Below are 26436 nucleotides of genomic sequence, written 5' to 3'. Positions count from 1 at the left end.
GGTCAGGCGCAGCAACATGCGCAACAACATGCGCCGTCGGCGACAAGACAGACCGCTGTCAGAAAGCGGGCACTGCGGGACATGGCTGAGAATCTATCACGATCACTAAGGTTGAGGCGATGATGACTTCTGGGCACGACCAGCGCATCGCCGTGGTCACCGGCGCCAGTTCGGGCATCGGCGAAGCTACGGCGAGAGTTCTTGCCGCACAGGGCTTTCACGTGATCGCCGCGGCCCGTCGCGCCGACCGGATCGCGGCGCTGGCCGAGGAGATCGGCGGTACCGCCGTTGTGACCGACGTCACGGACCCCGACGCCGTCGCCGCGCTGGCCGACGCCTGCGACCGCGTCGCCGGATCGGTCTCAGTGCTGGTCAACAATGCCGGCGGGGCCAAGGGCCTGGCCTCGGTGGAACAGGCCGACCTGGAGCACTGGCGCTGGATGTGGGAGACCAACGTGCTGGGCACACTGCGTGTGACCCGGGCCCTGCTGCCCAAACTGGTCGCCTCCGGCGACGCCCTGGTTGTCACGGTCACCTCGATCGCGGCGTTGGAGATCTATGACGGTGGCGCCGGCTACACGTCGGCCAAGCACGCCCAGGGTGCGCTGCACCGCACCCTGCGCGGCGAGCTGCTGGGAAAACCCGTGCGGCTCACCGAGATCGCTCCCGGCATGGTGGACACCGAGTTCTCACTGGTGCGCTTCGACGGTGACCGCGATCGGGCCGACGGCGTCTATTCCGGGCTGACGCCGCTGACCGCGAACGACATCGCCGAAGTGATCGGATTCGTGGCCTCTCGACCACCCCACGTCAACCTCGACCAGATCGTCATCCGCCCGCGTGACCAGGCGTCGGCGACCCGGGCTCACCGCGTCGAGCCTCGCTAACCGTCGGGCTTGATTCGGCGGCCCAGCTTCGCCTCTCCTACGTCGAGTCCTACGTCGAGCCTCACTAACCGCCGGGCGCAGGACTCGTTGTCGTCGTAGTCGTCGGCGTGCCCGACAACGTCGGGGCGTCGGTCGGCGTGGCCGGTGCCGCGCTGGGCAGCGAGGTCCGGGTCGGCTCGGGATCCGACAGCGCCGACATCGAGACCCAGGTATCCCAGTCCACGGCCCAGTCCCAGATGTCCCCGTCGGCGTAGGACAGCTCGATGGAACTACCGGTGACCTCGACCGGATCGCCATAGATCGCGCTGTAGAAGTACTGCTCGGCGTCTTCGGTCGACAGGTTGATGCAGCCGTTGGTGACGTTGGTGTTGCCCTGCGCACCGGCACTGGAGGGGTTGGCGTGGATGAACTCCCCGTTATTGGAGATCCGGACCGCCCAGCGCTCGTGGATATTGCTGTAGCCGGCCGCCGGATTGGACATGTAGAAGTCGGCGTACTTCTCGCTGACCACATGGACGCCGTTGCGGGTGATGTTGCGGGCCTTGTCGGCCTGACCGTAGCTGCAGGGGAAGTCCATGATCACGCCCTCGTCGCGGACCACCTGAATGCGGTGCGAGGAGACCTCGGCCTTCACCACCTGGCGCCGCCCGATCGCGAAGTCCAGCGACATGTCCTGCGCCCCGTAGGCACCGTCACCGAACGCCAGACCATAGAGCTTGGCGCTGACGCTCACGGTCGTTCCGGCCGGGAAGTACTCCCGGCTGCGCCAGTGCACCCGCGCCCCCTGCACCTCATCGGGCAACCAAGCCCAGCCGCCCTCCACCGGTGGCTCGGTGACCACACTCAGCGCCCGTTCGACGGCCGGCTTGTCGGCTATCGGCCCGTCGAACTGCAGGATCACCGGTGCGGCAATCCCCACCGTCTGGCCGTCGGCCAGCTGAAAGCCGCCGTCGATGACGACCGAAGGCGCGATCGTGGTGATGCGGCCGCTGACCGCGACGGCGTTGCCGTCGTGGCCCACCACCGATCCGCTCCAGGTGTAGGCGGCGTCATAGCCCAGCGGTTCGGTGACGGTGTAACGCGTGCGCTCGCGGTTGAAGGTCCCGGCAAGCACCTTTCCGGCCGGGCTGGTCAACGCCACCCGCTGAAACCAGCCGTCGCGGACCGTGATGCCCACCGGGGCGGTGGGCAGCACATCGGCGATAGCCCCGTCTTCCAGGGCGGGCTCGAAGACCAGGGTGGGCGCCGGGGGCGGCGCCTTCTCGGCGCTGTTGCCAGACCGGCCGAAACAGCCCGCCACCGCGGTCGGCGCCAGCACCCCTGCGGCCAGCGCCGCTAACGCTTGCCGCCGGTTCAGGGTCACGGCATTCCAAGATACCGGCCCAAATGCCCGGCCACCTGCGATGTTGGTTACACCGGGTCTACAACGCGCACCCGACGAGCACCGGCTCCGGGTGCAGGGTGACGCCGAAACTGTCGTGCACCCCGTCCCGCACGGCCCGGGCCAGCCCCACGATGTCGGCGGAGCTGGCGCCACCCCGATTGGTCAGCGCCAAGGCATGTTTGGTGGACAGCCGCGCAGCAGCCTTCGCACCGGGATAGCCCTTGCCGAATCCCGACTGCTCCACCAGCCAGCCGGCGGCCAGCTTCACCCCACCGGGCGTGGCCCAGTGCGGCACCGGCCCGCGTGCCCGATCGGCGATCACCGAAAATATCTCTTGTGGGACAACAGGATTGGTGAAGAACGAGCCGACGCTCCAGGTATCGTGGTCGGCCGAGTCGAGCACCATTCCCTTCGCCGCCCGCAGCGCGAGCACCGCAGTGCGAACCGTCGCCGGATCACGGGATTCACCGTCGGCAGCATCGAGCGCCGCGGCCAACTCGCCGTAGCGCAGCGGCGCGCTACGCCCGGACGGATCCAGTTCGAATTCGACCTCCAGCACCACCGCCGCGTCGGAGTGCTTGAGCACGCTGGTGCGATACCCGAGCTCCAAGTCGGCCGCCGGTGTCCAGCGCACCTCCCCGGACCGCCGATCCAGCAGCAGCACCCGGGTGAGCCGATCGGCGACCTCCACGCCATAGGCCCCGACGTTCTGGACGGGCGTCGCGCCGGCCGAACCGGGAATCCCCGACAGGCACTCCAGACCGCCGAGATTCGCCGCGACCGATCTGGCGACCACGGCGTCCCACACCGCACCGGCCTGGGCTCGCAACAGGTTGCCCTCGACGCTGATCGCATCGTTGGCCAGCACCACGGCGGTCAGGTCTTCCAGGTCGTCTGCGATCAGCACATTGGAGCCCCCCGCCAGCACCAGCGGGGGATCGCCGGCCGCGTCGAGACGGCCCAGCACGGCAACGATCTGGGCACTGTCGGTGCACGTGATCACACGCCGGGCGACCGGCCCGACCCGCAGGGTGGTCAGTGGTGCCAGCGACACCGCCTCGGCGACACGCGCGCCCGCGAACTCGGAACCCGCCACGGCCGGTAACGGTAGCGTGACCAGCTATGCCGCGTACATTCACGCTCTCCGAGCACTACCCGGCGAGCGTCGAGCAGGTGTATGCCGTCTTTGCCGACGAGCACTACTGGCGGGCACGGCTGGCCGAGTCCGGAGCCGACGTGGTGGCGCTGGACGAGATGACCGTCGGACCCGATGGCGGCGTCGACGTCCTGACCACGCAGGGCATTCACCGAACGAAGTTGCCCGCGCTGGCCGCGCAGTTTCATCCCGGCAATCTCGATGTGGCACGACACGAGACCTGGCACCCGGTCCGGGACGGCCGCGCCCGCGCCCAGGTGGTCGGCAAGGTCGTCGGCGCACCGGCGAAGCTCTCCGGTGACGCGGTGCTGGCGCCCGCGTCGGGCGGCTGCGAGTTGCGGCTGACCGCAACGGTGCAGGTCGACATCCCGCTGGTGGGCGGCAAGATCGAAAGCTTCATCGGCGGGCAGCTGGCAGAGCTGATGACCACCGAGCAGCGGTTCACCCTGGCGTGGCTGCGACAGGGCGGCGCGGCGCCGACGGCATAGGCTGGGCCCATGCGGATTGCGTGTGCGCAGATTCTCAGCGGCACCGACCCGGTGGCCAACCTGGAACTGGTGACCGACTACACCGAGCGGGCCGCGGCGCAGGGGGCAGCCTTGGTGGTGTTTCCCGAGGCCACGATGTGCCGGTTCGGGGTGCCGTTGGGCCCGGTCGCCGAACCGCTCGACGGGCCATGGGCAACAGGTGTCCGCGCGGTCGCCGCGCGAAATCAGATCACCGTCGTCGCGGGAATGTTCAGCCCGGCCGAAGACGGGCGGGTCACCAACACCTTGCTGGCCGTGGGCCCGGGAACCGACACGCACTATCACAAGGTGCACCTGTATGACGCCTTCGGTTTCACCGAATCGCGCACGGTGGCGCCCGGATTCGAGCCGGTGGTCATCGACGTCGACGGGGTGGGAGTCGGACTGTCGACCTGCTACGACATCCGGTTCCCTGCGCTCTACACCGAGCTGGCCGACCGCGGCGCTCAGCTGATCGCGGTCTGTGCGTCGTGGGGCGCGGGCCCGGGCAAGATTTCCCAGTGGGAGTTGCTGGCCAGGGCCCGGGCCCTGGATTCCACCAGCTACGTCGCCGCCGTCGGGCAGGCCGATCCGGGCGGGCCGGCGGATTCCTCCGGCGCGCCGACCGGAGTGGGGCACAGCGTGGTGGCCTCGCCATGGGGCGAGGTGGTGGCCGCAGCGGGTGCATCACCGCAGCTCCTGGTCTGCGACATCGACCTCGGCGCGGTCGCCGACGCCCGCCAGAAGCTGGCCGTGTTGAGCAATCGCGCGGCCTTCCTTCAGGTCGGTAAGGCAGAATCGCCCGGGTGAGCAATCCGTCCGGACCTCCCCACGGCGAGTCAGCGTGGGCTCGGCCCACCGGCCAGCCCGAGCCCCACGGCGACCCGATGCCACCGCCTCCCCCGGAGCCTTCGGCGTCGCCCACCCAGCAGATACCGGCGGGCGGCGGAGGCCAGGAGCCCACCACCCGCATTCCGGCCACGCCTCCACCGGCACCGCCTGGCGAGGCACCCACCACCGTGCTCGAATCCCCGGGCATCGCGTCACGGACGGCTTCGATCCTGCGCGATCCCCTGGCCGTGGTGCTGATCCTGGTCACGGTGGTCGCACTGGCACTGGCTGGGCTGATCGGCGCTGAGCTGATCGCCCGCCGCATCGGCGACAGCAAAGTGGCTAAGGCCACCGAATGTGTGGTGAACGACAAGGCCACCGCTTCGTTCGGCGTGACACCGCCGTTCCTGTGGCAGCACATCACCGGCAACTACACCAACATCTCTATCCACACCGCCGGCAATCAGGTCAAAGACGCCAAGCAGATGACCGCCGACCTGAGCATCTCCGATGTCGACCTGCACGGCACCGGCGACTCGCGAGGCACCATCGGCTCGCTGCAGGCCACGCTGACCTGGCCGGCTGCCGGTATCAAGGAGACCGTTCAGACCATGGTGCCGATTCTGGGCAACCTGGTCTCGGAGCTCAAGACCAACGCCCAGAACGGCACGGTTGAGCTGCGGGGGGCATTCGGCTTGGCCACCGTGGTGGTGAAACCCGAAGTCGTCAATGGCGGACTGTCACTGCAGGTTCAGAAGCTGACCGGACTGGGCGCGCTGACCCTGCCACGTGAGTCGCTGCAGCCCGAACTGGACAGGTTTGCAGCGCAGTTGACCAAGCGCTATCCCCTGGGACTGCACGCTGACAGCATCGAGGTCACGGACACCGGCGTGGTGGCGCGCTTCTCCACGCAGAACGCCTCCATCCCGCGGTCGGACGATCCGTGCTTCGCAAATCTGTAACCTTGCACAATGAGCGCTCCCGGACCCACTCATAGGTTTTCCGGACTGCCGGCGGTCCTGCTGGCGCTGACCGCGGTACTGGCCGTCGCGCTGGTCGGGATGCTCGGTGGCGAGCTCTACGCCCGCCATCGCGCGAACACGTTGGTCGCCGACGCCGTCTCGTGCGAGGCACAGGACAGCGCCACTGTGTCCTTCGGGACCACTCCCCCGGTGCTGGCGCAGTACTTCAACGACGAATACCCGCACATCTCGGTCCGGACCGCAGGCAATCAGATCCGGCAGGCCAAGGGCATGCGGCTCGAGCTCGATATCCGCGATGTCCGGTTGAACAAGAGCGCGGGCGCGTCAGACCCCAAGGGCACCATCGGGTCACTGGAGGGCACCATCACCTGGCCGGCCGACGGCATCAAGCAGTCGATCCAGGACGTCGTCCCGATGATCGGCAGCATCGTCACCGGCAGCGTCACCACGGATCCCGGCGCCGGCACAGTCCGGCTCAAGGGACTGCTGAACAAGGCGACCGTGAAGCCGCAGTTGGCCGGCAACGGCCTGTCGCTGCAGGTGGTCGATCTAGAGGCACTGGGCCACGATCTGGACACCGACACGGTGCAGCGCCGTCTGGACGAACTCACCGCGAAGGTGACCGGCGATCTGCCGCTGGGGATCCACCTCGACAACGTGGAGGTCACCGATTCCGGTGTGGTGGTGAAGTTCTCGTCGCGCGACGCCGCCCTGTCGGGGCAGTCGTCGAGCCAGTGCTTCGATTCCCTCTAGCCGGCCCCGCCGCGTCAGCCCAAGCCGTCGAGCACCGCCCGGGTGCCGGACAACCCGAGCCGGGTCGCGCCGGCGTCGAGCATGGCCAGCGCGTCGGCCGCCCCGCGGATACCACCGCTGGCCTTGACGCCCAACCGGCCATCGACGGTCTGGGCCATCAGTTCCACGGCGTGCACCGAAGCCCCGCCGGATGGATGAAATCCGGTGGAGGTCTTCACGAAATCGGCGCCGGATTCCTCGGCGGCACGACAGGCAGCGATCAGGGCGGCGTCACCGCCCAATTCCAGCAGTGCGGCAGACTCAACGATCACCTTGAGTACGGCGCGGGGCACCGCGGCGCGCACCGTGGCGATGTCGGCGCCGACCGCCGCGAAATCACCGGTCAGCGCCGCGCCGACATCGATGACCATGTCGATCTCGGCCGCCCCCGCCGCGACGGCCAGCGCGGCCTCGTGCGCCTTGACCGCCGGAAGGTGCTTGCCGGAGGGGAAACCCGCCACCGCGGCGATCGGGATTCCTGCCGTGTTCGCCGCCGCGGCAACGGCGACCATGGACGGCGACACACAGACCGCGGCGACGCGCAGTTCAGCGGCCTCGGCGACGACGGCTGCGACCTGCGTCGCGGTCGCTTCGGGTTTGAGCAGCGTGTGGTCGACCAGCTGCGCCACCTGCTCACGGCCCCAGCTGGGCGCGGGCGTCACCGACATCAGAAGGCCTCCTCAGCGGCGCCGGGGTTGCAACCGGATTCGAGCATGGCGACGTCATCGACCACGGGCCGCCACGGCTCCAGATTCCAACTGGTCTTTCCGGGGCGGGCGAACTCGGCGTAGCTCCAGTGGCAGACGAACTGATCACGCATCCCCGGGGTGTCGGCGTCGGGCGCGTGCGCGAGCACCTCACGCCAGGCCCGTTCGCTGACGGCACCGGCCTCCAGGCGCAGCGCTGCCGCCCGCGCGGCCGGGGTCGGGTACACCCGCAGGCTTGATCGATTGGCGTAGCTGACCCACTCGGTGTGGTCGATGTAGCCGGGAGATTCGGTGTCAGCGGCAGCCGGCGCGGCGCTCAACACCGTGGCCGCAGCGGCCGAAACACAGAGCAGGACAAGCGAACGCACCATGGCGCTAGTGGGACTTGCCTTGGACCTCGAGGAGTCGGGGGCGCACGTCCACCAGGTAGACGCCGGCCGCGCAGGCCGCGATGGCCATTCCCATCACCTGCAGGACCAGTGACAGCAGCCCGCACACGCCCAGGATCACCAGCCACACCGGCTTGGTGAGCTTGTCGGTGGCGGTGTAGGCATCCGAACGTTGCAGCGCCGCGTGAACGAAGGCGTACACCGACGTAGCGAAAACGGCGATCTGCAGAACGAAAAGGACGGTACCCACCAGGTTCGCAGCGATCACGCTACAAGCCTAGGCGGGCACCGTCCCGGGCGTCGAACTCGACTACTTCTGGGTGACCTTCTTGGCCGGAGCCTTCTTGGCAGCCGGGGCCTTCTTAGCCGGCGCCGCCTTCTTGGCCGGGGCCTTCTTGGCAGCCGGGGCCTTCTTGGCGGGAGCCGGAGCCGGCTCGTCCTTCGCGGGCAGCTCGATGCCGACCAGCTTGGCGGCACGCTCGCCCACCTCGCGGGTCTGGGTGGCTACGTTGCCCAGCACTTCCTGGGTCAACTCGACGGCCTGCTCCACGTAGCCCTCGACCTGCGCCGAGGCGTCGTCCAGGCCGGACTGGCTGCGCAGCCGTTCCAGGGCGGCCTCACCACGGGCGACCAGGTCGTTGTAGCGCTCGCTGGCGGCTTCCACGTAGCCCTCCGCGGCCTTGCGCAGCTCGTCGGCGGTGAAGCGCTCACGCAGCTCGGCGAACTGCTCGGGCAGCTCTTCCTGCAGCTTGGTCAGGCGGGCACGGCTCTCTTCGACACGGGTGGAGGCGTCCTCGCGGGCGTCACCGGCGCGCTCGCGCAGGTTGGAGACGAGGTCGTTCACGGTGGCCAGGGCCAGGTCGGCGGCGCCGAGCGCGGCCAGCAGCGGGGCCTTCAGTTCTTCGATGGTCGGGTTCTCGGCCATGTCGGGTTCCTTTCAGGTGTGAAATCGTGTGTCGGTTTTTCGGTCAGGAGAACGCGTGAGGATCAGTCAGGTGGCGTCTCCTCACCGTCGGCCTCGTTCTGCTGCAGAAAAGAGGTGTAGATGTCGAGCAGAACCTGCTTTTGCCGTTCCGTGATCGCCGCATCGGAAATGACCGCGTCACGGACCTCGCTCTTCTCGCTCGGCTCCAAGATTCCTGCCCGGACATACAGCACTTCGGCGGAAACCCGCAGAGCCTTGGCGATCTGGCTGAGGACGTCAGCGGAAGGCTTGCGCAGGCCACGTTCGATCTGGCTCAGATACGGATTGCTGACGCCGGCCTTGTCGGCCAGCTGACGCATGGACACCTGCGCGGCTTCGCGCTGGGACCGAATGAAGCTACCGATATCCGCCGCTGCCGTGGAGACCACTGCGGTGAGCTTGTCATCTTGCGACACCGGTGACCCCTTTCGTGGACTGGCGATTGCTGACACGTGCCACGATACTGCCGGGTGCTAACTTTTGCAAGCACTTGCTAGCGCAGGTCAGAACATAAGTTGGGCTATGGCATAGATCGCCAAGCCGGCCAGTGCGCCGACCACCGTCCCGTTGATCCGGATGAACTGCAAGTCGCGCCCGACGTGCAATTCGATGCGCCGACTCGCCTCGGCGGCGTCCCAGCGCTCGATGGTCTCGGTGATGATCGCGGTGATCTCCACTCCGTAATGAGCCACCAGATGCTGCGCAGCCCGCACGATCCAGTTGTCCACCTTGTCGCGCAGTTCCGCCTTGTCGCGCAACGCTTCTCCGACCTGGACCACCGTCGCAGCCACCCGCGTCCGCAACGCGCTGGACGGATCGTCGACACCCTCGAGCACCAGTCGCTTGAGTGTTCGCCAGGCTGTCGCCGCGGCGTTGGCCACTTCCTCGCGGGCCATCAGCTGCTCTTTGACCGCGTCGGCCTTGGCGATCGTCGCCTGATCGTGCTGCAGATCGTCGGCGAACTCGAACAGAAATCGGGTCGCACTGCGCCGCAGTTCGTGATCAGGATTACGTCTGACCTTGTCGGTGAAGTCCATCAGTTCGCGGTGAATGCGATCGCCGACCAAGTGGTCGACGAAGCGCGGTGACCACGTGGGGGAATCACGCTCGACCACGCGCTGGATGACCTCCCCGGCATTCAGCGACCACTGAAAGGCCCGGTCGGCCAGCAGCTGGATCAGCGCCTCCTGCCGGTTCTCTGCCAACAGCGACCCCAGCACCCGGCCGACCGGCGGGCCCCAGTGCGGCTCGGCGAGGCGACGCACGATCATCCGGTCGATCACGTCCTGGACGTCGTCGTCGCGCAGCATCTCGATAAGGACCCGCAGCACGGTCGCCGTCTCGGCAGCCACCCGGTCGGCGTGAGCCGACTCCGAGAGCCACTTGCCCACCCGCCCGGCGACCTCCGCGTCCCGCAGCTTGGTCTCGATCACCGGTGGTGACAGGAAGTTCTCCCGCACAAAGGTGCCCAACCCCTCCCCGAGCTGGTCCTTCTTGCGCTTGATGATCGCGGTGTGCGGGATGGGAATGCCCAGCGGATGTTTGAACAACGCGGTGACCGCGAACCAGTCCGCCAGCGCACCGACCATGCCGGCCTCCGCGGCAGCACCGACGTAGCCCACCCAGCCAGGCGCCTGTCCATCGGCCTGCGCCCACCGGCAGAGCACAAAGACCACGGTTGCGCCGAGCAGGAAACTCAGCGCAACCACTTTCATCCGGCGCAGATCGCGCAGCCGGGCGGCGTCGGCGACCGTATCGGCGCCCGCAAAAGACTCCGCCAACGACTGCACGGTATGTGCGACACCCAATCGACTCGACTGGTTCTCTGGCAGCACCACCCCACCATCATCCGCCATTCTCGCGGCGGCGCGCCGGTTCCAGCTTCGCCTCGCCTCCGGCAAGCCTCGCTGAACCGCCGGTAACTGTTACCGCACCACAGAGTTTGCTGTACCAGGCCGTATTATCTATTGCGTCTAGTGAATGGAAACCCCCGATAGTGGCAGAACAGCTCCAGGCCGGCACCGCTAAGACCGACGGTCGAAAGCGGCGCTGGCACCAGCACAAGGTCGACCGCCGCAATGACCTCACCGACGGCACGATCGAGGCGATTCGGCGCCGCGGCCGCTATGTGAGCATGGACGAGATCGCCGCGGAGATCGGCGTCTCCAAGACGGTCCTCTACCGGTATTTCGTCGACAAGAACGACCTCACCACCGCGGTGATGATGCGGTTCGCGCAGACCACCCTGATCCCGAACATGGCGGCAGCCCTGTCAGCCAACCTGGACGGATTCGACCTGGTTCGCGAGATCATCCGGGTGTACGTGCAGACCGTCGCCAACGAGCCGGAGCCGTACCGGTTCGTGATGGCCAACAGTTCGGCCAGCAAGAGCAAGGTGATCGCCGACTCCGAGCGGATCATCGCCCGGATGCTCGCAGTCATGCTGCGCCGCCGGATGAAGGCGGTCGGCATGGACACCCACGGCGTGGAGCCGTGGGCGTACATGATCGTGGGCGGGGTGCAGCTGGCCACCCACTCGTGGCTGCTGGACCCACGGATGAGCTCCGACAACCTGATCGACTACCTGACGATGCTGAGCTGGAACGCCCTGTGCGGGATCGTGGAGGTCGGCGGGTCGCTGGAGAAGTTCAACGCCGGCCCGCATCCCTCGCCGGTGTTGCCGTGGCGCCGCGCCGCCAGTGCACAGGCTCGCGCCACCGACACGTCGGCCAATCCCGCCCGCTGAACGGATCTGACACCGCCGATTACCAGGGAAATCCCTGTATCCCTGCGCGCCGCCATCTCCTACCGTCGGAGGCGGCAGGCCACAACCGGGCGGTTCGCTGACGGTGGCGCCGCCCGATCCAGACCGATCGACCGAAGGCAGGTGCTCACTATGGCGGCCACGATGTTGTTGTCGACCCTGATCGCCACGGGAGCAGTCCTGTTGTATGCCCCGCTGGCCGGCGCCGACGAGCCGGCGCAGCCGGGCGGGCAAGGGCAGGAGGCGTGTGCCGCCGGCGACCAGAGCCAAACCCCCGAAGAGCAGCAACAGCAGCAACTGGCCTGCGGCGCCGGAATAGCCAACAGAGCGGTCAACGAGGCCAAGAACGCCGCCGACCAGGCCAATCGGGCAGCCAATCAGGCCAATCAGAACGGCCCGTCCGGTGACCGCCCACCGCAAGACATGATCACCAACACCAAGTGCGTGATCTTCAACGGCGTCCCCACCCTCATACCGCCAGAGGGGTTGACCCGCACCGCGACGCCGTTCGACTCCCCGATGGAGGGCAAGCCCTGCTGGGCGGCGTACGGCGTGACCCCCACCCACTGACGCCGGGCATCGAAGTCAGCCGGCGCCGTGACGGGTCAGTAGGTGTAGAAACCCCGGCCGGATTTCTTCCCGAGCTGGCCGGCCTCGACCATGCGCAGCAGTAGCGGCGGCGCGGCGTAGAGCGGCTCCTTGAACTCTTCGTACATCTTGTCCGCGATGAGCTTCAGGGTGTCCAGGCCGACGAGGTCAGACAACCGCAGTGGGCCCATCGGGTGCGACAGACCGGCGACGATGGCCTTGTCGATGTCCTCAACGGTGGCGAATCCGGATTCCAGCATGCGGACCGCCGACAGCAGGTAGGGCACCAGCAGGGCGTTCACCACGAAACCGGAGCGGTCCGAGCAGCGCACCACCTGCTTGCCCAGCACCGCGCTGGCGAACTGCTCGGTGCGGTCGGCAGCGGCGGGGTCGGTGACCAGGGTGCTGACCAGCTCGACCAGCGGCAGCACCGGAACCGGGTTGAAGAAGTGCAGGCCCAGCACGCGCTTGGGATTCGCCGTGGCGGCCGCGATCTTCATGATCGGAATGGATGAGGTGTTGGAGGCCAGCACCGCGTCCGGGTCGGTGATCACCCGGTCAAGCTCGGCGAAGATCTTCGACTTGACGGTGTCGTCCTCGATGACCGCCTCGATCACCAGCTGCCGATCGGCCAAGTCACCGAGGTCGGTGGTGAAGGTCAGGTTGCCCACGGCATCGTCACGCTCACGCTCGGTGATCTTGCCTGCGCTCACACCGCGGTCCAGCGACTTGACGATCCGGTTGCGGCCCGCGGTGACCAGCGCTTCGGTGGTCTCAAAGACCTTCACCTCAACACCGGCACGTGCCGACACCTCAGCGATCCCGGCGCCCATCTGCCCGGCTCCGATAACACCCACTCGTTGGATCGACACTGTCTCCCTTTCCGTCAACACCCAGCAACAGGCCCCGCCCAGGCTGGCTGGGCGGGGCCTGCGCTGTCAACTCCCCCGCGATGCAATCCGACTTCCACCGCGGGAAATCTCTTCCCCGGCGCGAGCGTGCGTGTCTGTACGTCGACACGCCGTGTCAGGGCGTACAGCTGCGCACGCTCGCGGCAAGTAAGTGGCCTAGTGGAACTGGCCCTCTTCGGTCGAACCCGCCAGCGCGGTGGTCGATGACGTCGGGTCGACGGTGGTGGCGATCCGGTCGAAGTAACCGGCGCCGACCTCGCGCTGGTGCTTGGTGGCGGTGTAGCCGCGCTCTTCGGCGGCGAACTCGCGCTCCTGCAGCTCGACGTAGGCGCTCATCTGCTTGCGGGCGTAGCCGTGGGCCAGATCGAACATCGAGTAGTTCAGGGCGTGGAAGCCGGCCAGGGTGATGAACTGGAACTTGAAGCCCATGGCGCCCAGCTCGTTCTGGAACTTGGCGATGGTCGCGTCGTCCAGGTGCTGCTTCCAGTTGAACGACGGCGAGCAGTTGTAGGCCAGCATCTGGTCGGGGAACTCCGACTTGACGCCCTCGGCGAACTTGCGTGCCAGCTCCAGGTCCGGGGTACCGGTCTCCATCCAGATCAGGTCGGCGTAGGGGGCGTAGGCCTTGGCACGGGCGATGCAGGGCTCCAGACCGTTCTTGGTGTAGTAGAAGCCCTCCGCGGTCCGCTCGCCGGTGATGAACGGCCGGTCGCGCTCGTCGACGTCGGAGGTGATCAGGGTGGCGGCCTCGGCGTCGGTACGCGCGATCACCACGGTCGGCACGTCAGCCACGTCGGCGGCCAGGCGCGCCGAGGTCAGCGTGCGGATGTGCTGCTGGGTGGGGATCAGCACCTTGCCGCCCAGGTGGCCACACTTCTTCTCCGAGGCCAGCTGGTCCTCCCAGTGCGAACCCGCGACACCGGCGGCGATCATCGCCTTCTGCAGCTCGTAGACGTTGAGCGCGCCACCGAAGCCGGCCTCACCGTCGGCCACGATCGGGGCCAGCCAGTTGTCCACCGAGGTGTCACCCTCGACCTTGGCGATCTCGTCGGCACGCAGCAGCGCGTTGTTGATCCGGCGCACCACCTGGGGCACCGAGTTGGCCGGGTAGAGGCTCTGGTCGGGGTAGGTGTGGCCGGACAGGTTCGCGTCACCGGCGACCTGCCAACCGGACAGGTAGATGGCCTTCAGGCCGGCCCGGACCTGCTGGACGGCCATGTTGCCGGTCAGTGCGCCGAGGGCGTTGATGTAGTCCAGGTCGTGCAGCTGCTCCCAGAGCACCTCGGCGCCACGGCGGGCCAGGGTGTGCTCCTCGACCACGTGGCCCTGCAACGCGACGACATCCTCGGCGGTGTAGGTGCGGGTGACGCCCTTCCACCGCGGGTTGCTGTCCCAGTCGTGCTGGATCTGCTCAGGGCTCTTCGGCGTGCCAACGGTCGACATAGGGATCCGCTCCTTTGCGTTTTCGATCGCCGGGGCCGGTGGGCGAAGGAAACGTGCTGCGCTTCGCTTCCCGCCCTTGCTAACACCCCGATCGATTCACTGGTGTGTTAACACGACCTTGGCACAGCACATCTCCCCTGGTCCAGCCGTTTCCCTTGCCAATTTCAGCCATACATCAGGGAGGAATTGCTAAGGTTGCAAAGAACGGTCGGGACAACCCGTCGTGAAAACGATGCAAAAGCTACCGGCCGGTAACATATCCGCACAGGTCAGCGCCTGTTTTAGCAGTACGCCCGTACTGACTAGAACGTGTTACAGCGGGAAGATCGCAGCGAGCGCCTTGACCTCGTCGCCCACCAGGTATGTGAGCGTTCTAACAGTGCGATCGGCCAGTTCGGCCCCGAACATCTCCGTCGATCCGGCCGGGTGGACATGGGAAACGATCTCTAGTTTTTCGCCCAGCGCGACGGGAGCATCGTGTTCAAGCGTGACCCGCAGCGGCGCCGTGAGCAGCTCGGGATAACTCGACAGGTAGTCCTCAACCACGGTCCAATACACCGAGTTGTTCATGTGGTCGAACAGATCGATGTCGGTGAACCGCAGCGGGTACTCATGGATCTCGTCCGCGTCCTCACGACCGCCGGCCTTCAAGTAGGCCTTCCAGCGCAGCCGGTCCACGCTGGTGGTGCGCTTGAGCCCGGCCAAGAAGTCCTCAGAGATGCGCGCCGGCCCCTGGGTCTCACGGTTGATGTTGATCCAGAACGCCTCGGATTCGATCAACCCACCCTTGCGGCCGTCGATGCGGACCCGCATCTCGCACCAGCGGTTGGAGGTGCCCGAGCACCAGCGACGCATCCGCAGCATGTCCTGAAACTCGATCGGCGCGATCAGATCCATCATGGTGCGCCGAACGATCCACAGCGGATGGGTTTCCTGATATCCGCCCTCGCGCAACTGATCCTGGCCGATGTCCTGGATATGGCGGGCGGCCGCGTCCATCCGCAGGCGGCCGGTCCGGTCGATGTCGGCTACCCGCAGGGGCCACTGCCGGTCGAAAACGTCGGGATGGGGGTCCGGTACCGGCATCAGCACCTTGCCGAGGCCGGTCGACTCCTGTGTCTGCTGCATCGATGCTCCCGTATGTCTTTGCCTGCGCGGATCATGCCATGCCAATAATGCGAATGCGGCCTTCGCAGCAGGTAGGCTCGGCGAGGTGGCCAAGACGTACGTCGGCTCCCGGGTGCGCCAACTGCGCAGCGAGCGCGGGTTCAGCCAGGCCGCACTGGCGCAGATGCTGGAGATCTCGCCGAGCTACCTCAACCAGATCGAGCACGACGTTCGCCCGCTGACCGTCGCGGTACTCCTGCGTATCGCTGAGGTCTTCGGGGTGGACGCCAGCTTCTTCTCCTCCCAGGACGACACCCGGCTGGTGGCGGAGTTACGCGAAGTCGCCATGGACCGCGACCTCGACATCGACGTGGAGCTGGCCGAGGTCGCCGAATTGGTCAGCACCCACCCCAAGTTGGCACGCGCGATGGTCAATCTGCACCGCAGGTACCGCAATACCTCGGCCCAGCTGGCCGCCGCCACCGAGGAGCGCTTCTCCGACGGCAGCGGCACCGGCGCGATCACCATGCCGCACGAAGAGGTTCGGGACTACTTCTACCAACGCCAGAACTACCTCCACGAACTCGACACCGCTGCCGAGGAGTTGGCTACCCGGATGCGCCGGCACCAAGGCGAGTTGGCCGTCGAGCTGGCCAATCGACTCACCGAGGTGCACGGGGTGCACATCAACCGCCGCATCGACCTGGGCGAGACGGTGCTGCACCGCTACGACGCGGGAACCCGGACGCTGGACATCTCCAACCACCTGTCGTGGGGGCAGCGCGTCTTCAAGATGGCCGCAGAACTGGCTTACCTGGAATTCGATGACCAGATCTCGACCATGGTCGACGAGGGAAAGTTCACCTCCAAGGACGCACGCACACTGGCCCGCCTCGGGCTGGCCAACTACTTTGCGGCGGCAATCGTGTTGCCCTACGGACAATTCCACGACAGCGCCGAGACCTTTCGCTACGACATCGAACGGCTCTCGGCGTTCTACCGGGTCAGCTACGAGACGATCGCCCACCGGCTGTCCACCCTGCAGCGGCCATCCATGCGCGGCGTGCCGTTCTCCTTCGTGCGCGTCGACAGGGCAGGGAACATGTCAAAGCGGCAGTCCGCCACAGGTTTTCACTTCTCCTCCAGCGGAGGAACGTGCCCGTTGTGGAACGTCTACGAGACATTCGGCAATCCGGGCAAGATCCTGGTGCAGATCGCTGAGATGCCCGACGGCCGCAAGTACATGTGGGTGGCGCGCACCGTCGAACGCCGCGCATCACGGTGGGGCCAGCCGGACAAGACTTTCGCAATCGGGCTCGGCTGCGAACTGCGCCACGCCCACCGGCTGGTCTACTCCGAGGGCCTGGACCTGGCGACCGGCCACGACGTTCCGGCCACCCCGATCGGGGTGGGCTGCCGCGTATGCGACCACGACAACTGCCCCCAGCGCGCGTTCCCCGCACTGGGCCGTGACCTGGATCTCAACGAACATCGCAGCACCGTCTCGCCGTATCTGGTAAAGCAACAGCGGTGACTGTTCGCATCCCCGAATCTCCCGGCCTGCGCGACCTGGGCGTCGCCAACTGGTTGGTCTGCAAGGTCATCGCGCTGCGTCAACATGTGCCGCGGGCTCACCTGTTCACCACGCTGGGACAGCACCGGCGGCTGATGTGGTCCTGGCTGCCGTTCGGCGGGGTGCTCATGCGCGGCGGAAAACTGCCCAACCGCGACACCGAGCTGGTGATTCTGCGAGTCGGCCACCTGCGCGACAGCCAGTACGAACTGCAGCACCACCGCCGGATGGGCCGGGCGGTCGGCCTCGATGACGCCACCCAGGCGTTGATCTTTGAAGGCCCCGGCGCGGACGGACTCACCGGCCGCCAGCGCGTACTGCTGACCGCGGTCGATGAACTGGTCACAACCAGGACCCTCTCCGATGCCACCTGGACTGAACTCGCCACGCACCTGGACCGTCCTCGGCTGATCGAGTTCGTGATGCTGACAAGCCAGTACGACGCACTGGCCGCCACCTTGAGCGCACTGCGGGTGCCGTTGGACTTCGATGAGTAGTACTGCGTGATCACCCCTGTGAGCCATGACCTGGCCGTCGCCGGCGGTGGGGTCCTGCTGATCGCCGCGGTGCTGATCGTCGTGGGACGAGCCCTGGCCCGGCGCGGGGCCGGGCCACTGGTCACCCGCAAGATTCCGCATGCGCTCTGTGGCCTGTTCGCTGCGCTGGCCGCATTCCAGTTGTCGCATGGCGTCGTCGTGGCGGGCGTGTTGGCCGCCGCGACTGTGGCGTTGACGATCATCGTCGAGCGAGGCCTGATTCCGGTGCCTGGTGTCTTCGACGGCACCCGTTCCCGCGACTACGGTCTGGTGGGCTTTGCCGCCGGGGCCTTGATTGCGGTGCTGGCCTTTTGGCCGGACCGGGTCGCGATCGCGGCCGGTGTGCTGGTGCTGGGCCTCGCCGACGCGGGGGCGGCGCTGGTCGGCGATCGCTTCGGCCGGCACCGCGTTGAGGCCGGTGGCGGAGTGCGCTCGCTGGAGGGGTCGGTGGCGTTCGTCGTGATCGCGTTCGCCGTGTCGTGGATGTTCTGCCGGTATGGACTGGAACTGAATACGTTTATGGCGGTCTCGGTTTCGGCCTTTGTCGCGGTCAGCACCGCGGCGGTGGAGCTGCTGGTGCTGCCGGCGGCCGACAATCTGCTGATCACTCCGTGGGTTGCCCTGCTTCTGCACGTGGCGCGGGAGCTGTCCACCGACGACGCGTTGCGCTGGCTGGCCGCCATCGCGTTCGGCTGCGCCATCGTGCCGTTCATGCTGCGAATGCGGTGGCTGGATCTGCCCGGCGCGCTGGGCGGGGGCCTGATCGCCGGTGTGGCTGTCGGCTTGGGGGGCTGGGCGTGGATCATCCCGGCCGCCGTCTTCTTCTCGCTGACCAGTCTGCTCACCGCATACCGTCGGCCCGTCCGGGCCGGGGGCATGCGCACCCTGAGCCAGGTGGCGGTGAACGCCGGCCTGCCGGTGCTGGTCCCGGTGATCGGTTATGCGTTCACCGGTGACGCGCTCTGGTACGCGGTGTCGATCGGTGGCATCGCGGCCGGCATCGCCGATTCCTGGGCATCGGAGATCGGCCGGTTCTCCTCCCGCGAGCCACTGTCGGTGCGCACCTGGGCCCGGGTGCCCAAGGGCACGTCGGGGGCGATATCCCCGCTGGGTTCAGCCGCAACGGTGCTGGGGGCGCTGGCCGTCGGTGCATTCGGTGCCCTGTTCGGCGGGCTCGCGATGGTGCCGGTGGGCCTCGCGGCGGGCATCCTCGGCTCCCTGGTCGACACCGCGATCGGCGCCAGTGTGCAAGCCCGCTTCAGCTGCGCGACGTGTGGTGCCACGGTGGAGGAGAACCTGCACTGCGGCGCCCCGACACGTGCCTCCACCGGCTGGCGATGGATGGGCAATGACGCCGTCAATGCGTCCGCGAACGTGACCGGCATGGTGGTGGGATTCGCAGTCTTCGCGCTGTTCGGGGGTTGAGCGCCCGGTCACGAATCCAGCATGTCGAGCTGATGCGGGCAATAGGTCCGCGCCGCGATGGTCACGAACAGTGCTGCACCCTGCAGAGTCAGTTCCGGGTCAGCAGCGCGCAGGTCATTGAGCACCTGCAGAGCTGTTTCACCGTGGTTGGCCAGGCGGCAGACCGTTTTGCCTGCCTGCACAGCTGCGTCGTCCCCGGGGTAGGCGATCCCAGCCTGCTGCAGCGCCGCCAGGAACGCCGCGTCGTCACCCACCGGGTCGGCTGCGTCGGTGGGTTCGGCATGAGCCGCTACGGCGAATCCGATCGCCGTCGCGATACCGAGAAGTACCAGTGAAGCCCTCATCACGTCACGCCGGACTGTCCGGGAACGACCGCTGCCGCGTCGTCCTCGTCCAGGACGTGGACGGCGTGTATCCCGGGTTTTAGCGTCAGCTCCGCAACAAGGTCATCGAGCCCGGCTTCATCGACCGTCCAGTGCTGCACCGCGTCGGGCTGTTCCTGCAGGCATTCGATGAGCCGGTCGAGTTGAACGGGCTCTTTGAGTCGCTTGGCAGTGGGCACCTTCGAGGAGATTTTGGCCGAGCTGACCACCCGGGCGGCCGGGCTGCCCAACATGCCGCCTGTCATGGCGCCCAGTGCCGCCTCGCCGGACAGTCCCGCGGCAAGTCCGGCATCCGGTACCGCGCCCGAGCCGGCACTCGCAACGGTCGCGGAGGCCAGCCTGATCGCCGGGGCGGCGCCTGCCCAGCTCGGGGGAACCTTCAGCGCCCCGACCGCCGGCGCGTCACCCGCCATGGCCGAAACGGCAGTTGTGACACCACCCGTCGCCGCTCTCAGGCCGGGCCCGGTGAGGCCGGCCTGCAGCGGAGCCTTCGAGACGGCGACCACCGGTGCTCGATAGAAGTTCTTGAACTGCCCAATACCCAGGCTGGTCGTACCGTTGACGACGTTGGTCCAGGTAGCTTGGTTGCCCACCGCCTGGGCGAAGCCGAAAAACGCCTCCCACAGGGCCGATGTCGGCGCCCCCAGCAATGCCTCCCAGAAGCTCTTGTATCCCGCGGTGAGGTCGTTGATGAGATCAAGTATCGGCTGCAGGGGGCCCGTTGCGGCGGGGCCGGGTTCGTTGGTCGCCTGCGCGCCACCGCTGCTGGTGTGCGGCGGTTTGGTGAACAGCGTCAACCGGGTCCCGGTGGCGGTCGACGCGGTGGCATAGCCCACCATTGCCGCGACGTCTTGGGCCCACATCTGTCCGTACTGAGCTTCGGTGGCCGCGATCGCCGCGGAGTTCTGTCCCACGATGTTGGTGGCCATCAGCGACAGCAGCTGACTGCGGTTGGCGGCAATCATTGCGGGCGGCACCGTGGCCGCCAGTACCGTCTCATAGGCCGCGGCGGCGGCTCGAGCCTCGGCCGCGGCCTGCGCCGCCTGAGCAGCCGTGGTGCTCATCCAACTCACATAGGGTGCGACGGCGGCCGCCATGGACGTCGACGACGGACCCAGCCACGACTCGCCGGCCAGTCCGGCAATCACCGAACCGTAAGCTGCCGCGGCGGAGTTCAGCTCCCCGGCCAGCAGGTCCCACGCGGCTGCCGCCTCCAGCAGTGACCCAGAGCCCGGACCGGTGTGGATCTGACCGGAGATGACCTCCGGCGTCCGCGCGGCGAAATCCCCGAGGACCATTACGGTTTCCTTCCTTGACCGAAAGCTACTTCCGGCTCGGCGGGATGACGATGACGGTGGATGTGGTGGCGATCTCCTCGGCAACCTCTTCGCTGGTAAGACGGCCGGAACCGCCGGCAAGCACGCGACTGACCGGCCGGCCGGCTGCGCGGGCGCCCGCCGGCGCCCCCCCGGGCGGCCGGTCCGGCGATCGCAGTCGTGGCACTGCCGCCCAGGCCCCGCCCAACGACACTCGACAGGGCCGCCTCGCCGAACATGGCACTCTGCGCCTCACCGGCAAGCGCAGCACCTGAACCCACCGTTGCTCCGTCCAAAGCCGTTGCCACCGAACGGATTGCGGGAACGGTTGCAGCCCAGTTCTGCGGCACCGAAAGCGCTCCGATCAGCCCCGCCCGCCCGAGGGCCGCCGTCGGGGTGGCCACGTGCGGAAATGACGTTGTCAGCAGTTCACTGGCGAGCAGCGGCGTCAGGAGACCGGTCGGAATCTTGGGGCTGAGGAAGGGCCCCAGGCTCTGTATGCCGGTGCCCAGGTTGGGAATACTGATGGCCACCTGCCACCAGCTTTTGAACAGGCCCGCCACACCAATCGGTGTGTAAGGTCCCGAGATCGTGTTGATGAGAGTCGTCAGCGTGGTCAGGATTTCGGTCAGGTCGGACCCGGCCGATGTGGGCGCGGCGGCGCCGGCCGTGAGGCTGTGCACGGTCGCGGCGACCGCAGCTCCGGTCGCCGACGCGACGGCCTTCGACTGGGCGGATTGCCCCTCGCCGTCGGTGGTGCTGGGCGGTGAGGCGAACAGGCCCAGCCGGGTGGCGGCCGCGGAGGCCCCGGCGTAGCCGTACATCGCCGCGGCATCCTGGGCCCACATCTGGGCATAGTGCGCCTCGGCGGCGGCGATCGCCGCGGTGTTCTGCCCCAGAATGTTGGTCGCGATCAGCGTCGCGGTCAGAATCCGATTGTCGACGATCACCGGCGGTGGCACCGTCGCCGCAAAGGCGGCCTCGTAGGCACCCGCAGCCGACTTGGCCTGAACCGCCGTCCGCTCGGCCTGCGCCGCGGTGGCGGCCAGCCAGGCCGCGTAGGGTCCCGCCGCGGCGGCCATCGACTCCGACGACGGGCCATGCCAGCCCGCACTCGTCAGATCCGCGATCACCGTCTCATAGGATGTCGCCGCCGAATGCAGCTCACCGGCCAGGCCGTCCCAGGCACTGGCGACGGCAAACATGGGGGCCGACCCGGGACCGGAATAGATTCTGCCGGAGTTGATTTCAGGCGGCAGCGCCCCGAAGTCGACCAACCAACCCTGAACACCCACCTGAACACTCCTCCGCGTCACGAAGGACTGCATGACCGGCAGTCCGGCTCCCGGCCCCCGCAGGGACCGTTGGCCGTCTTTGACCCGTGACCGCGGTTGTGGCGAACCCCACCGCCTGGGCGCGTCCACCTGTCAGAGACACGCTCAAACTACTGCTTGCGCCTCCACACGCTGGGCATTTTCACCGAAATCGCACCCGCGCGACCCCGACATCGCCTCGGCAGCTGAGTCGTGAAATGCCGCCTCTAGAAATTGATCATGTGGCCGGTCAGGCCGTGGAAGCACTCCTGCAGAGCCTCCGACATGGTCGGGTGGGTGTGCACGTTGCGGGCCAGCTCATTGGCCGTCAGGTCCCACTTCTGGGCCAAGGTGAGTTCCGGCAGCAACTCGGACACATCGTGGCCCACCAGGTGACCGCCGATCAGCTCGCCATAGCGGGCGTCGGCGATCAGCTTCACGAACCCGCTCGGGTCCCCCACACCGTGCGCCTTGCCGTTGGCGGTGAACGGGAACTTGACGACCTTGACGTCGTAGCCTTCAGCCTTGGCCTGCTCCTCGGTGAGCCCGAAGCTGGCCACCTGCGGCTGGCAGAAGGTGGCGCGCGGCATCATCCGGTAATCGCCCAGCGACATGGTCTCGGCCCCGCCGATGGTCTCAGCGGCCACCACGCCCTGCGCCTCGGCGACGTGCGCCAACTGCAGCAGCCCGGTGACATCGCCGATGGCGTAGATGTGTGGCACCGAGGTCTGCAGATACTCGCTGACACCGATGGCGCGGCGCTCGGTCAGCGCGACGCCGGCCGCCTCCAGCCCGTAGCCGTCGACGTTGGGCGCAAACCCGATGGCCTGCAGCACCTTGTCGGCCTTGAGCTCCTCGGTCTTGCCGTCCTTGCTGACCACCACGGTGACCGTCGAACCGTCATCGGTGACGCTCTCCACCTTGGTGCCGGTGCGGATCGTGACGCCCAGCTTCTTGAACTGCTTCTCGATCTCCTTGGAGACGTCGGCGTCCTCGTTGGGCAACGCCCGCGGCAGGAACTCGACCACGGTCACATCCACGCCGTAGTTGGCCAGCACGTAGGAGAACTCCATGCCGATGGCTCCGGCGCCGGCGATGATGATCGACTTCGGCAGCTCCCGGCTCAGGATCAGCTGCTCGTAGGTGACCACGTTGTCCGACAGCGACGTGCCCGGCACCAACCGGGTGCTCGACCCGGTCGCGATGATCGCGTTGTCAAAGGTGACGGTTTCTGTTCCGCCGTCGTTGAGGTCGACCGCCAGGGTGTGGGCGTCGGTGAACCGCCCGTAGCCGTTGATCTCGGTGATCTTGTTCTTCTTCATCAGGAAGTGCACGCCGGCGACCCGGCCCTCGGCGACCTTGCGGCTACGGTCGAACGCCACCCCGTAGTCGAAGGTGGCTTCTCCGGAGATGCCGAAGGTCTGGGCTTCCTTGGTGAAGATGTGGGCCAGCTCGGCGTTGCGCAACAGCGCTTTCGAGGGGATGCAGCCGACATTGAGGCACACCCCGCCCCAATACTTCGGCTCGACGATGGCGGTGTTCAGGCCAAGCTGGGCGGCGCGAATGGCCGCGACATAACCGCCGGGCCCGGCTCCGAGTACGACAACGTCAAAGTGGGTCACACAACCACCCTAACGGGCACCGGCCGCGGCGACTCAGTACGGGAGGATTCCGGCGACGCAACGACTCACATGCTGGCAGTAGTGGTGGCCGTAGAGCGGCGCCGCGGCGAGAGCGGACCCGAACACGGCCGACATCAGCGCGATCGCCACCGCCGAGAGCACCGGTCGCTCGGCCACCATCGCCACGATCAGCCCGGCGACGGTACACACCACCGCATAGACCAGCACCACGAAGACGGCCGGGGTCTTGTCGGCCAGCGAGTACCACCAGGCGAACAGCCCCAGTCCGATCCCGGCCGCCGGAATCCAGACCGCCACCAGCGCCAGGGCCAGCTGCCACCACTTCAGGTATCGGTATTGGCCCGCGACCACCACCGGCTTGGGCGGCTTGGCCGGCGCCAGCACGGCGGGCGAGGCAGGGTTTTGCGGCGCGGGGTGCGCCGTCGGCACCGGAATCGGCTCCGGCCCGGTGCTGGGCCCCTCCGACGCGCCGGGCAAGGGCACGGGGTGGGGGCCGGTGTCGAAGATCGGAGCCATGTGCGGCTCGGTCATCGGCAGCGCCCCGGTGTCGATGTCCTCAGACACCCGATACCACCTGAATAGCGGCCAGCGCCCCGAACCATCCGACGGCCATCGCCAGCAGCGACGCTCCCAGTGCCGCAACCCATCGGCGCGACGCCACGAACAACAGCACCAACCCCGCGACGCTGGGCGCACCGAGCACCAGTGTGATCGCGATATCCGGGCGGATCGGCGCGGAGATCAGCAGGCTCAATCCGATGCCGATGAGCACGCCTGCCGCGGCCCCGACCAGCATCGCGCTGCTGAGCAACCAGGGGCGCGGCAGCGGGATCACACCAGCAGATTTTACGGCGATCGAGGTGCTCAGCGTGGTAGCGACCCGGTGATCACCGGGATTGTTTCCAGCGCCGTGTTCTCGGCTTCGGTGAAGGCCCGGCTGCGGGTCAGGAACCGCAATCCCTCGGGTGCTTCCAGGCTGAAGCCGGCGCCGCGACCGGGCACCACGTCGATGGTCAGCTGGGTGTGCTTCCACGCGGCGAACTGCGGACCGGAGATCCAGATCGGTACCTCGATGCCCGCCGCATCCAGGACACCGAGCAGCACGTCGTGCTCGCCGATGAGGAAATCCCCGTCGGGGTAGCACATCGGCGCCGACCCGTCGCAGCAGCCGCCGGACTGATGGAACATCACCGGACCGTGGCGTGCCACCAGCCGGGCCACCAGGTCGGCGGCCGCGTCGGTGATCAGCGCCCGCGCCGGTGCGTCCATCAGAACAGGCCCATCAAAAAAGACCCTGCGCCGTCTGGGAGTAGGACACCAGCAGGTTCTTGGTGTGCTGGTAGTGGTCGAGCACCATCTTGTGGTTCTCCCGGCCGATGCCGGACTGCTTGTAGCCACCGAACGCCGCGTGAGCGGGGTAGGCGTGATAGCAGTTGACCCAGACCCGTCCGGCCTGGATGTCGCGTCCGGCGCGGTAGGCGGTGTTGCCGTCGCGGCTCCAGACTCCGGCGGCCAGGCCGTAGAGGGTGTCGTTGGCGATCGCGATGGCCTCGGCGTAGTCGGTGAACGAGGTCACCGAGACCACGGGCCCGAAGATCTCCTCCTGGAACACCCGCATCTTGTTGTGGCCGGCGAAGATCGTGGGCTGCACGTAGTAGCCGCCGGACAGCTCGCCACCGAGCTCGGCGCGCTCACCGCCGGTGACGACCTTCGCGCCTTCTCCCTTGCCGATCTCGATGTAGGACAGAATCTTCTCCAGCTGGTCGTTGGAGGCCTGTGCGCCGATCATCGTGGTGCTGTCCAGCGGGTCGCCTTGGCGGATCGCCTTGGTGCGGATGGCGGCCAGCTCCAGGAACTCGTCGTAGATGGACGCCTGCAGCAGTGACCGTGACGGGCAGGTGCACACCTCGCCCTGGTTGAGGGCGAATCCGGCGAACCCTTCGAGCGCCTTGTCGGTGAAGTCGTCCTGGCCGCCCCCGCCCGCCAGGACGTCGGCGAAGAAGATGTTGGGACTCTTGCCGCCCAATTCCAGGGTGACCGGGATCAGGTTCTGGCTGGCGTACTGCATGATCAGCCGGCCGGTGGTGGTCTCGCCGGTGAAGCCGATCTTGGCGATCCGGTTGCTGGTCGCCAGCGGTTTGCCGGCCTCGACACCGAATCCGTTGACCACGTTGACCACTCCCGGCGGGAGCAGGTCACCGATCAGGCTCATCAGGAACAGGATCGAGGCGGGGGTCTGCTCGGCGGGCTTGAGGACCACCGCGTTGCCGGCGGCCAGCGCGGGCGCCAGCTTCCAGGCGGCCATCAACAGCGGGAAGTTCCACGGGATGATCTGGCCGACCACACCCAGCGGCTCGTGGAAGTGATAAGCGACGGTGTCGTCGTCGAGCTGGCTCAGCGCACCCTCCTGGGTGCGGATCGCGGCGGCGAAGTACCGGAAGTGGTCCGCGGCCAACGGAATGTCGGCGGCCAGGGTCTCCCGGATCGGCTTGCCGTTGTCCCACACCTCGGCCACCGCCAGCGCCTCGCGGTTCGCGTCGATCCGGTCGGCGATCTTGGCCAGCACATCGGCCCGCTCGGCCGGGGATGTCTTGCCCCACGCCGGTGCGGCGGCGTGCGCGGCGTCGAGCGCCAGGTCGATGTCGGCCGCGGTCGACCGGGGGATCTCGCAGAACGGCTGGCCGGTGACCGGTGTGGTGTTCTCGAAATACTCACCGCCGACCGGCGCCACCCACTGGCCGCCGATGAAATTGCCGTAACGGGATTCGTAGCTCATCAGTGCGCCTGCCGAACCCGGACGTGCGAAAACGGTCATCGATGCTGCTCCTTAGCCGT

Annotated in this window: 29 protein-coding genes; 10 read left to right on the top strand and 19 right to left on the bottom strand. The window is 67.4% G+C overall.

Annotation, left to right across the window (positions count from 1 at the left end):
- Nucleotides 1-119: 119 nt before the first annotated feature.
- Nucleotides 120-887 carry an SDR family NAD(P)-dependent oxidoreductase gene (locus tag BST15_RS10945; RefSeq protein ID WP_046190355.1) on the top strand — a complete coding sequence of 256 codons (768 nt, stop codon included), beginning with the start codon at nt 120-122 and terminating at the stop codon, nt 885-887.
- Nucleotides 888-951: 64 nt separating this feature from the next.
- Here the strand turns inward: BST15_RS10945 and BST15_RS10940 are convergent, their stop codons facing one another.
- Nucleotides 952-2292 (bottom strand): L,D-transpeptidase, encoded by a 1341-nt coding sequence (locus BST15_RS10940; RefSeq protein WP_046190375.1) that lies wholly within the window; start codon nt 2290-2292, stop codon nt 952-954.
- Between the two features lie 16 nt (nt 2293-2308).
- A complete protein-coding gene (locus tag BST15_RS10935; protein ID WP_083070945.1) occupies nt 2309-3367 on the bottom strand; it encodes a UDP-N-acetylmuramate dehydrogenase in 1059 nt (352 codons plus the stop codon).
- 26 nt (nt 3368-3393) lie between these two features.
- On the opposite strand from BST15_RS10935, the gene BST15_RS10930 reads away from it, so the two are divergent.
- Genes BST15_RS10930 through BST15_RS10915 form a run of 4 tightly spaced genes read left to right on the top strand, consistent with a single transcriptional unit; the run spans nt 3394 to nt 6500 of the window.
- A complete protein-coding gene (locus BST15_RS10930) occupies nt 3394-3915 on the top strand; it encodes a DUF2505 domain-containing protein (RefSeq protein ID WP_046190357.1) in 522 nt (173 codons plus the stop codon).
- Nucleotides 3916-3924: 9 nt separating this feature from the next.
- On the top strand, nt 3925-4743 hold the full coding sequence (locus tag BST15_RS10925; protein ID WP_046190358.1) for a carbon-nitrogen hydrolase family protein: 819 nt from the start codon (nt 3925-3927) through the stop codon (nt 4741-4743).
- On the top strand, nt 4740-5726 hold the full coding sequence (locus BST15_RS10920; protein WP_234708261.1) for an LmeA family phospholipid-binding protein: 987 nt from the start codon (nt 4740-4742) through the stop codon (nt 5724-5726). Before BST15_RS10925 ends, BST15_RS10920 begins: the two co-directional genes overlap by 4 nt.
- A 9-nt stretch (nt 5727-5735) precedes the next feature.
- Nucleotides 5736-6500 carry an LmeA family phospholipid-binding protein gene (locus BST15_RS10915; protein ID WP_052751427.1) on the top strand — a complete coding sequence of 255 codons (765 nt, stop codon included), beginning with the start codon at nt 5736-5738 and terminating at the stop codon, nt 6498-6500.
- Nucleotides 6501-6514: 14 nt separating this feature from the next.
- Here the strand turns inward: BST15_RS10915 and deoC are convergent, their stop codons facing one another.
- The 6 genes from deoC to BST15_RS10885 form a co-directional block, all read right to left on the bottom strand.
- Nucleotides 6515-7207: a deoxyribose-phosphate aldolase gene (deoC, locus tag BST15_RS10910; protein WP_046190359.1), complete on the bottom strand. Its 693-nt coding sequence runs from the start codon at nt 7205-7207 to the stop codon at nt 6515-6517.
- Nucleotides 7207-7617, bottom strand: a complete 411-nt coding sequence (locus BST15_RS10905; protein ID WP_046190360.1) for a DUF2599 domain-containing protein — start codon at nt 7615-7617, stop codon at nt 7207-7209. Before BST15_RS10905 ends, deoC begins: the two co-directional genes overlap by 1 nt.
- A 4-nt stretch (nt 7618-7621) precedes the next feature.
- The gene (locus tag BST15_RS10900) at nt 7622-7885 is read right to left on the bottom strand and encodes a DUF2516 family protein (protein ID WP_198528296.1); all 264 of its coding nucleotides are present in this window, start codon (nt 7883-7885) and stop codon (nt 7622-7624) included.
- A 60-nt stretch (nt 7886-7945) separates the two neighbouring features.
- On the bottom strand, nt 7946-8560 hold the full coding sequence (locus BST15_RS10895) for a heparin-binding hemagglutinin (RefSeq protein WP_046190362.1): 615 nt from the start codon (nt 8558-8560) through the stop codon (nt 7946-7948).
- A gap of 62 nt (nt 8561-8622) precedes the next feature.
- Complete coding sequence (locus BST15_RS10890) at nt 8623-9015, bottom strand: helix-turn-helix domain-containing protein (RefSeq protein ID WP_046190363.1); 393 nt, start codon at nt 9013-9015, stop codon at nt 8623-8625.
- A gap of 87 nt (nt 9016-9102) precedes the next feature.
- On the bottom strand, nt 9103-10389 hold the full coding sequence (locus tag BST15_RS10885) for a DUF445 domain-containing protein (protein ID WP_198528295.1): 1287 nt from the start codon (nt 10387-10389) through the stop codon (nt 9103-9105).
- Between the two features lie 206 nt (nt 10390-10595).
- Between BST15_RS10885 and BST15_RS10880 the strand changes: the two genes are divergently transcribed.
- Together BST15_RS10880 and BST15_RS10875 are read left to right on the top strand one after the other, a co-directional pair.
- Nucleotides 10596-11345, top strand: coding sequence for a TetR/AcrR family transcriptional regulator (locus BST15_RS10880; protein WP_046190364.1), 750 nt, complete (start codon nt 10596-10598; stop codon nt 11343-11345).
- A 150-nt stretch (nt 11346-11495) separates the two neighbouring features.
- Complete coding sequence (locus BST15_RS10875; protein ID WP_046190365.1) at nt 11496-11933, top strand: hypothetical protein; 438 nt, start codon at nt 11496-11498, stop codon at nt 11931-11933.
- 35 nt (nt 11934-11968) lie between these two features.
- On the opposite strand, the gene BST15_RS10870 is transcribed toward BST15_RS10875, so the two are convergent.
- The 3 genes from BST15_RS10870 to BST15_RS10860 form a co-directional block, all read right to left on the bottom strand.
- On the bottom strand, nt 11969-12823 hold the full coding sequence (locus BST15_RS10870) for a 3-hydroxybutyryl-CoA dehydrogenase (protein ID WP_188108823.1): 855 nt from the start codon (nt 12821-12823) through the stop codon (nt 11969-11971).
- Between the two features lie 195 nt (nt 12824-13018).
- The gene (gene aceA / locus BST15_RS10865) at nt 13019-14305 is read right to left on the bottom strand and encodes an isocitrate lyase (RefSeq protein WP_046190367.1); all 1287 of its coding nucleotides are present in this window, start codon (nt 14303-14305) and stop codon (nt 13019-13021) included.
- 312 nt (nt 14306-14617) lie between these two features.
- Nucleotides 14618-15433, bottom strand: a complete 816-nt coding sequence (locus BST15_RS10860; RefSeq protein WP_046190368.1) for an acyl-[acyl-carrier-protein] thioesterase — start codon at nt 15431-15433, stop codon at nt 14618-14620.
- A gap of 85 nt (nt 15434-15518) precedes the next feature.
- Here BST15_RS10860 and ramB point away from each other — a divergent pair, with 85 nt between their 5' ends.
- The 3 genes from ramB to BST15_RS10845 are packed head-to-tail and all read left to right on the top strand — an operon-like array spanning nt 15519 to nt 18946.
- Nucleotides 15519-16946, top strand: coding sequence for an acetate metabolism transcriptional regulator RamB (gene ramB, locus BST15_RS10855; RefSeq protein ID WP_046190369.1), 1428 nt, complete (start codon nt 15519-15521; stop codon nt 16944-16946).
- The gene (locus BST15_RS10850) at nt 16943-17482 is read left to right on the top strand and encodes a carboxymuconolactone decarboxylase family protein (protein WP_046190370.1); all 540 of its coding nucleotides are present in this window, start codon (nt 16943-16945) and stop codon (nt 17480-17482) included. The genes ramB and BST15_RS10850 overlap by 4 nt, the downstream gene beginning before the upstream one ends.
- 6 nt (nt 17483-17488) lie before the next feature.
- Nucleotides 17489-18946: a DUF92 domain-containing protein gene (locus BST15_RS10845; protein ID WP_234708260.1), complete on the top strand. Its 1458-nt coding sequence runs from the start codon at nt 17489-17491 to the stop codon at nt 18944-18946.
- Between the two features lie 8 nt (nt 18947-18954).
- On the opposite strand, the gene BST15_RS10840 is transcribed toward BST15_RS10845, so the two are convergent.
- The 8 genes from BST15_RS10840 to adh form a co-directional block, all read right to left on the bottom strand.
- Complete coding sequence (locus BST15_RS10840) at nt 18955-19290, bottom strand: DUF732 domain-containing protein (RefSeq protein ID WP_046190372.1); 336 nt, start codon at nt 19288-19290, stop codon at nt 18955-18957.
- Nucleotides 19290-20627, bottom strand: coding sequence for a PPE family protein (locus tag BST15_RS10835; protein ID WP_046190373.1), 1338 nt, complete (start codon nt 20625-20627; stop codon nt 19290-19292). The genes BST15_RS10840 and BST15_RS10835 overlap by 1 nt, the downstream gene beginning before the upstream one ends.
- A complete protein-coding gene (locus tag BST15_RS10830; RefSeq protein WP_276037696.1) occupies nt 20627-21922 on the bottom strand; it encodes a PPE family protein in 1296 nt (431 codons plus the stop codon). The genes BST15_RS10835 and BST15_RS10830 overlap by 1 nt, the downstream gene beginning before the upstream one ends.
- Nucleotides 21923-22185: 263 nt before the next feature.
- Nucleotides 22186-23580 (bottom strand): dihydrolipoyl dehydrogenase, encoded by a 1395-nt coding sequence (lpdA, locus tag BST15_RS10825; protein ID WP_046189674.1) that lies wholly within the window; start codon nt 23578-23580, stop codon nt 22186-22188.
- A gap of 33 nt (nt 23581-23613) precedes the next feature.
- Nucleotides 23614-24165 carry a hypothetical protein gene (locus BST15_RS10820; RefSeq protein ID WP_052751488.1) on the bottom strand — a complete coding sequence of 184 codons (552 nt, stop codon included), beginning with the start codon at nt 24163-24165 and terminating at the stop codon, nt 23614-23616.
- Nucleotides 24158-24436, bottom strand: a complete 279-nt coding sequence (locus tag BST15_RS10815) for a putative holin (protein ID WP_046189675.1) — start codon at nt 24434-24436, stop codon at nt 24158-24160. Before BST15_RS10815 ends, BST15_RS10820 begins: the two co-directional genes overlap by 8 nt.
- 29 nt (nt 24437-24465) lie before the next feature.
- Complete coding sequence (locus tag BST15_RS10810; protein ID WP_046189676.1) at nt 24466-24870, bottom strand: DUF779 domain-containing protein; 405 nt, start codon at nt 24868-24870, stop codon at nt 24466-24468.
- Between the two features lie 13 nt (nt 24871-24883).
- Nucleotides 24884-26416: an aldehyde dehydrogenase gene (gene adh, locus BST15_RS10805; RefSeq protein ID WP_046189677.1), complete on the bottom strand. Its 1533-nt coding sequence runs from the start codon at nt 26414-26416 to the stop codon at nt 24884-24886.
- Between the last annotated feature and the right edge of the window lie 20 nt (nt 26417-26436).

Origin of the sequence: Mycolicibacter arupensis (assembly GCF_002086515.1) — a bacterium.
Classification (GTDB): Bacteria; Actinomycetota; Actinomycetes; order Mycobacteriales; family Mycobacteriaceae; genus Mycobacterium; species Mycobacterium arupense.
Note: the sequence above shows the minus strand (reverse complement) of the source record. Positions and strands in the feature narration are given on the sequence as shown.

What these genes read in the sequence shown, in the direction of transcription:
- BST15_RS10835 (WP_046190373.1), bottom strand. Translation starts at nt 20,627, where the DNA reads ATGGTCCTCGGGGATTTCGCCGCGCGGACGCCGGAGGTCATCTCCGGT.
- deoC (WP_046190359.1), bottom strand. Translation starts at nt 7,207, where the DNA reads ATGTCGGTGACGCCCGCGCCCAGCTGGGGCCGTGAGCAGGTGGCGCAG.
- BST15_RS10925 (WP_046190358.1), top strand. Translation starts at nt 3,925, where the DNA reads ATGCGGATTGCGTGTGCGCAGATTCTCAGCGGCACCGACCCGGTGGCC.
- BST15_RS10840 (WP_046190372.1), bottom strand. Translation starts at nt 19,290, where the DNA reads ATGAGGGCTTCACTGGTACTTCTCGGTATCGCGACGGCGATCGGATTC.
- BST15_RS10915 (WP_052751427.1), top strand. Translation starts at nt 5,736, where the DNA reads ATGAGCGCTCCCGGACCCACTCATAGGTTTTCCGGACTGCCGGCGGTC.
- BST15_RS10860 (WP_046190368.1), bottom strand. Translation starts at nt 15,433, where the DNA reads ATGCAGCAGACACAGGAGTCGACCGGCCTCGGCAAGGTGCTGATGCCG.
- adh (WP_046189677.1), bottom strand. Translation starts at nt 26,416, where the DNA reads ATGACCGTTTTCGCACGTCCGGGTTCGGCAGGCGCACTGATGAGCTAC.
- BST15_RS10875 (WP_046190365.1), top strand. Translation starts at nt 11,496, where the DNA reads ATGGCGGCCACGATGTTGTTGTCGACCCTGATCGCCACGGGAGCAGTC.
- BST15_RS10905 (WP_046190360.1), bottom strand. Translation starts at nt 7,617, where the DNA reads ATGGTGCGTTCGCTTGTCCTGCTCTGTGTTTCGGCCGCTGCGGCCACG.
- BST15_RS10945 (WP_046190355.1), top strand. Translation starts at nt 120, where the DNA reads ATGATGACTTCTGGGCACGACCAGCGCATCGCCGTGGTCACCGGCGCC.
- BST15_RS10810 (WP_046189676.1), bottom strand. Translation starts at nt 24,870, where the DNA reads ATGGACGCACCGGCGCGGGCGCTGATCACCGACGCGGCCGCCGACCTG.
- aceA (WP_046190367.1), bottom strand. Translation starts at nt 14,305, where the DNA reads ATGTCGACCGTTGGCACGCCGAAGAGCCCTGAGCAGATCCAGCACGAC.
- BST15_RS10930 (WP_046190357.1), top strand. Translation starts at nt 3,394, where the DNA reads ATGCCGCGTACATTCACGCTCTCCGAGCACTACCCGGCGAGCGTCGAG.
- BST15_RS10895 (WP_046190362.1), bottom strand. Translation starts at nt 8,560, where the DNA reads ATGGCCGAGAACCCGACCATCGAAGAACTGAAGGCCCCGCTGCTGGCC.